This is a genomic window from Daejeonella sp. (genome assembly GCF_044232565.1).
Classification (GTDB): Bacteria; Bacteroidota; Bacteroidia; order Sphingobacteriales; family Sphingobacteriaceae; genus Daejeonella.
The window spans coordinates 1-5,643 of sequence record NZ_JBIILQ010000183.1; the positions used below are offsets into that span (position 1 = coordinate 1).

General features: G+C 37.0%; 3 protein-coding genes. 1 reads left to right on the forward strand and 2 read right to left on the reverse strand.

The genetic code is table 11. The annotated features are described in order from the left end of the window. Positions 1–327: 327 nt before the first annotated feature. A complete protein-coding gene (locus ACILQF_RS09895; RefSeq protein WP_395627250.1) occupies positions 328–2,250 on the reverse strand; it encodes a DEAD/DEAH box helicase in 1,923 nt (640 codons plus the stop codon). Between the two features lie 174 nt (positions 2,251–2,424). Next, positions 2,425–4,095 (reverse strand): hypothetical protein, encoded by a 1,671-nt coding sequence (locus tag ACILQF_RS09900; protein ID WP_395627251.1) that lies wholly within the window; start codon positions 4,093–4,095, stop codon positions 2,425–2,427. Positions 4,096–4,451: 356 nt separating this feature from the next. Here ACILQF_RS09900 and ACILQF_RS09905 point away from each other — a divergent pair. Next, positions 4,452–5,643 (forward strand): PQQ-dependent sugar dehydrogenase (locus tag ACILQF_RS09905; RefSeq protein ID WP_395627252.1); only part of this gene is annotated, 1,192 nt, incomplete at its 3' end.

Sequence of the window (5,643 nt, forward strand, 5' to 3'; positions counted from 1 at the left end):
CAGGCTGTCGACATTCAAAAGCGGAAAGCTAAAAGCAAATTGTGCAATCTCATATCTCAGACCTCATACTTCAGACCTCATACCTCCTCAGTTATCAGTTATCGGTTATCAGTTGTCAGGCTGTCGACATTTCAAAAGCGGAAAGCTAAAAGCAAATTGTGCAATCTCATATCTCAGTTCTCAAATCTCAGACCTCAAATCTCAGACCTCAGACCTCAGACCTCATACTTCAGACCTCATACCTCAGACCTCATAAAAAAAGCAAGGATTGAAGATTGATTATCTTCAATTATCCTTGCTTTTTTAGCATTTAGGTGTTACGTGTTTTTAGATTCGTCTGCGTCTTTCGCCACTTCCGCCTTCACGGCGTGCACCACCACCGGCATTGCCGGTGCCGCCACGATCTTCGCGGCGTTTTCCTGAAAAATCACGGAAACCACCACCAGAGCTGCTAGAACTGCCGCCGCCTTCACGTCGTCCGCCGCCGCCGCTTCCGCCACGGTAACCACCGCCACTTCCGCCTTCACGTCGTCCGCCGCCGCTTCCACCGCGGTAACCACCGCCGCCTCCACGATTTGATCCGCCACGTTCGCCGCCGCCACCACCGCCTTCGCGGTCGCCAGCTAATTCAATTCTTACCTCTCTACCTTGGAAATCAACGGATTTGAATCCTTCAACAACCTGATTTACAGCAGATTCTTCAACTTCAAAGAAAGTAAATACACCCTTAAGGTCGATTTTACCTACACTTTTCCCACTGATTTTAGTGTTGTTACAGATAAATCCTAACATATCTCCACGAGTGAAATCATCAACTGATCCCAAGTTCATGAAGAGGCGGGTATAACCTGGACTTGTACTTGATTTGAAAGTACGGTCGCCACGCTCTGAACGATCACTACGCTCAAATCCTCGGTCATCACCTGAGATATTTAAATCTGGTGCTTTTGAATAATATTCAAGGAAACGGTTGAATTCAAGTGAAGCAAATCTTTTGATAATCGCTTCCTTGTCCAAGTCCTTAAATTCATCCATAATACGTGGAATGTATTGCTCGATCTGATCTTCATTCACTTCAACATTGTGAACCTTATGAATCATCGCAAACAATTGCTTTTCACACACATCAAATCCGCTTGGAATTTCAGCCTTAGTGAATGACTTTCCTATGGTGCGCTCAATGTGGCGAATCTTACCTAATTCCTTTGAATTAATGATTGCAATCGAAATACCTGTTTTACCTGCGCGTCCTGTACGACCGCTTCGGTGAGTGTAATTTTCGATTTCATCAGGTAATGAGTAATTAATTACATGAGTAACGTCATTTACGTCAATTCCCCTTGCGGCAACGTCTGTAGCAATTAATAACTGTAGACTACGATCACGATAGCGTTTCATAACTTTATCGCGCTGCTGCTGTGATAAATCACCATGTAATGCATCAGCATTGTAACCGTCTTTCATTAAAGATTCTGCAATTTCTTGAGTTTCAATTTTGGTACGGCAGAAAACAATACCGAAAATTTCGGGATTGAAATCTACAATTCGCTTAAATGCTGCGTATTTATCGCGCGCTTTTACGATGTAATATTCATGTTCGATGTTGACATTTCCGGTATTTTTGGTACCCATGGTCAGCTCGAACGGATCTGTCATGTATTTTTTTGCAATTCTGCGAACTTCAGATGGCATAGTTGCCGAGAATAACCATGTTTTTTTATCATCCGGAGTGGTTGATAAAATACTGTCGATGTCTTCTTGGAAACCCATGTTAAGCATTTCGTCTGCTTCATCGAGCACTACGAATTGCACTTGACTGAAATCAATCGCTTTACGATTGATAATATCAAGCATGCGGCCTGGAGTGGCTACAACAATCTGTACACCGCGTTTAATTTGGCGTAACTGATCTGAAATGTTTGCTCCACCATAAACAGCAACAACGTTAACGTTCTTCATGTTTTTGGCGTACTTGTTCATGTCGCTGGTGATCTGTAAACAGAGTTCACGAGTGGGACAAAGAATTAACGCTTGTGGATAATTTTCTTCAAAATCCAATAATTCTAATAGGGGGAGGCCAAAGGCTGCCGTTTTACCGGTTCCTGTTTGAGCTAATCCGACAAAATCGTTGCTGCCTGAAAGTAATACCGGGATAGCTTGTTCCTGGATTGGTGTGGGATTTTCGAATCCCAGTTCAGTGATGGCATTAACAATATCATGACGGATACCCAAGGTACTAAATGGGTTCATGATAATATATAAGTGCATTCAGCCTTATTGCTGAAAGCGCCGCAAATGTACGTTTTTTTTATGATATAATCAATTAATTGTATTTTGTTAATTGAAAGGTCATTTGAATCGAGAATAAATTTTCATATTTCATCTAAATTGCTCTTAATCACTATTATTTATTTGCTAGATATTTTAAAAAAAAGTGGATTTCTTTTTTCTATTAATTAAAGCATCAACTACTGTTAAATGGCTAAGCGAATTAATAGTATGAGTGCCTAAAATATCCTTTTCCCAGTCTGGTAAAATAGATTCTATAAGCTCTTCTTTATAGCTATTTTCTGTTAATTCAACAATTTCATTTATAGCTATGCCATAACCGTAATGTTTTAATCCGTTTTGCGCTGGGCGGTAGAGTTTGTTTTTGTATTTAAATATTTTTCCTGCAGGTCGTGATCGTTTAAAATCACTAACAATCGGGTTTTTGGGATGTCTTATCCAGTTATCACTGTTCAGTTTATCTGAATAAAATAGATGTAACTCATCTTGTGCCAAGGGTATATCACTATTCGTAATATTACAAAAAAGCCAGTATTTGTTATTTTGGAATAAGATTGTTGTATCTACTGCTTTAATATTTTTCATTAAAACTTTTTCTAATTCCCATTTAAAAGGAAACTCTTTGCATTTATATAATTCTATCGTATTGTTTTGTTTTGATTCTGGAATCATGAACAATTCATTATGTTCTTCAATCAAGAATGGATAGGAGAGGTGATAATTCCGTTCTAAAATTTTTACCGGTTCTGTAAAATTACCGTTCTGGTCCATTTCAATAAAACAGATATAGCCTTTATTGTCCCGATAAATTAATTCCTCAAAAAAAATATAATATTTATCTTCTCTTTTTAGAATGAATGGGTCTGCCCAAAACCGATCTCTTGGCGGAATAATTTTTTGAAATCTTGTGAGATCTGTTGAGATTTTATCACTAGTTCCTATTTTAAAAAGTAATATCCATTGATGAAAATTAAAGGTTGAGTCGAACTTATCTAAAAGCTTTAAAAGCATTAATTTTGGAGCATATACTAACATTTCTTTATTACTTGGTACTTTGGGTGCTTTTTTCGAATTAAAAAAGGGTGCCTCATTTAGTGGTTTAATTTTTTCCAGGAACACTTCTTCTCCCAATTTATTAAGCTCCTTGATCTTTAGTAGAATAATAGAGGATGCTATCCAATAAAAAATATGCTTGTTTCTGTTTATACTAAACGGATCCGTTGAAAATCTGGTTTTGTATAATAATAAACTTTTTTTGTGCTCTCCGAAAGTTGCCTGTAAAGTAATTTCAGTTTCTTCTCTTCCTTCTAACACCTCTCTGACTCCTGTTAAATCTGTACATGTATCCCCTAATTCAAATTGCTGAAATGACCAAGCTCCTAATCGCGCCACTTGAGGTAAATTGGGGTGGAAATGATCATTGTTTAATGTGATTAGAATATCAAGTTCATGTTTTTTTATTGCCTCTAGGTTTTGCTTCTCAACATCTCCTCCACTTAGCTGAAGGTTTATAATTGTAGAATCTTCAGACAAAAGATCTTTTAGATTTCGAGTTTCTAAGGCATTTGGAATGCATTTATTGATTTTTTTGTCCCAAAAATTATAGAAGTTAAAGAACAATTTCGTGCTATTTTTGAAAAAATTTCTTGCTAAGCTATTTTGCATTGTGCTCTCTGCATTCACTCTTAAAGCCAAAACAAGCTCGCAAACCCCCTCTATTTTTAACGTTTCAATCATTCTATAGGCCCAAAGGGGTATCATATTATCATCTACTAAAATCCCGATTCTGAGTTTTTTATTTTTCATTTAAATTGGATCTTGTTTTGGCTAGTATAGAAATGAACTAGCACCCGAGATTGGGTATATAAACAAATATGTTAGAAACTCATTTAACTCTATGATTATCGAATCATGTAAACAATTTCGTTCCACTATTAACAAAAAGAGACTCATTCTGTTTTAAGATTTGATAATTAAACGAAAGCCTTCAAATATTGGTTTTAAGCCTTTTGGGATTATTAGAATGAATAATTTGGGATATTTGGCTTAGCTTTTTTAATTATCCTAAAAATATTACCTGTATTGTTTGGAAAATCGATAAAAAGTCAAGATAATGCAGTATAATTTTACGAAGTACCTACAAGAAAGAAAATTTTATAAAAATGAAGATCTATTCAAAATTTTTACCTGAAACTAAATTACGCTCAAAATTGCTTGCTTTTTTAGGTTTGGCGTTTTTGGTCACTATTAGTTTTATGAATTCAGGTGGTAAAAGTGGTTTACCTCAAGGAGATACTGATAATGGCGGATTAGCTTTACCTGGTGATTTTGAGGCGGTAGTAGTGGTAGATTCTATAGGTCGCGCCCGACATTTAGCTGTAAATAAGAATGGAGATATATACGTTAAATTAAGAGTGCCTGATGCTCAAAATAGAGGAAGTGTAGCTTTACGCGACAATAATAATGATGGTAAGGCAGATATTATTGAATATTTTGGAGATTACCCAGATACAGGAAACTATGGTACAGCCATGCGTATTCACAAAGGCTATCTATATTTTACCACTGCCGGTGAGGTTTTAAGAACTAAACTTAGCCCCGGGAAATTAGTCCCGGAAGGCAAAACTGAAACTATTGTTGTCGATAATTACAAAAGAGGAAAATACTCTCATATTGCAAAGCCAATTGCCTTTGACACTAAGGGTAATTTATATGTTCCTTTTGGATCACCAAGTGATGTTTGTCAGGTTGCTGATAGGCAGCCGGGATCTCCTGGTCAAAGTCCTTGTCCCGAATTAAAAGAGCATGGTGGTGTGTGGAAGTTCAGTGAAAATAAGTTAAACCAAAAACAAAGTGATGGTACTTTGTATGCTACAGGTATTCGTAGTATTGTGGGTATGGAGTGGAATAAATTTGATAATTCCTTGTATGCCATGCAGCACGGACGTGATGATTTCTCTAGAACCTGGTCTACTATTTATTCTCCTTGGCACAGTGCTGTATTGCCTTCTGAAGAGTTTTTAAAGGTTGCAGAGGGTTCTGATTCTGGATGGCCATACTACTATTATGATTTTATGCAAGGGAAAAAATTATTGAATCCTGAGTATGGTGGCGATGGTAAAAAAGAAGGAGATGCAGCTAAATATAACATGCCGATTATCGGATTTCCTGGTCATTTCGCACCTAATGATTTATTATTTTATTCTGGTGATCAGTTTCCAGAGCGCTATAAAAACGGTGCTTTTGTCGCATTTCATGGATCAACCATTCGTGCACCATATCCTCAAGGTGGCTATTGCGTAGCATTCGTTCCCTTTGTAAATGGTAAATTTTCAAGTGAATGGGAATTATTTG

What these genes read in the sequence shown, in the direction of transcription:
- ACILQF_RS09900 (WP_395627251.1), bottom strand. Translation starts at nt 4,095, where the DNA reads ATGAAAAATAAAAAACTCAGAATCGGGATTTTAGTAGATGATAATATG.
- ACILQF_RS09895 (WP_395627250.1), bottom strand. Translation starts at nt 2,250, where the DNA reads ATGAACCCATTTAGTACCTTGGGTATCCGTCATGATATTGTTAATGCC.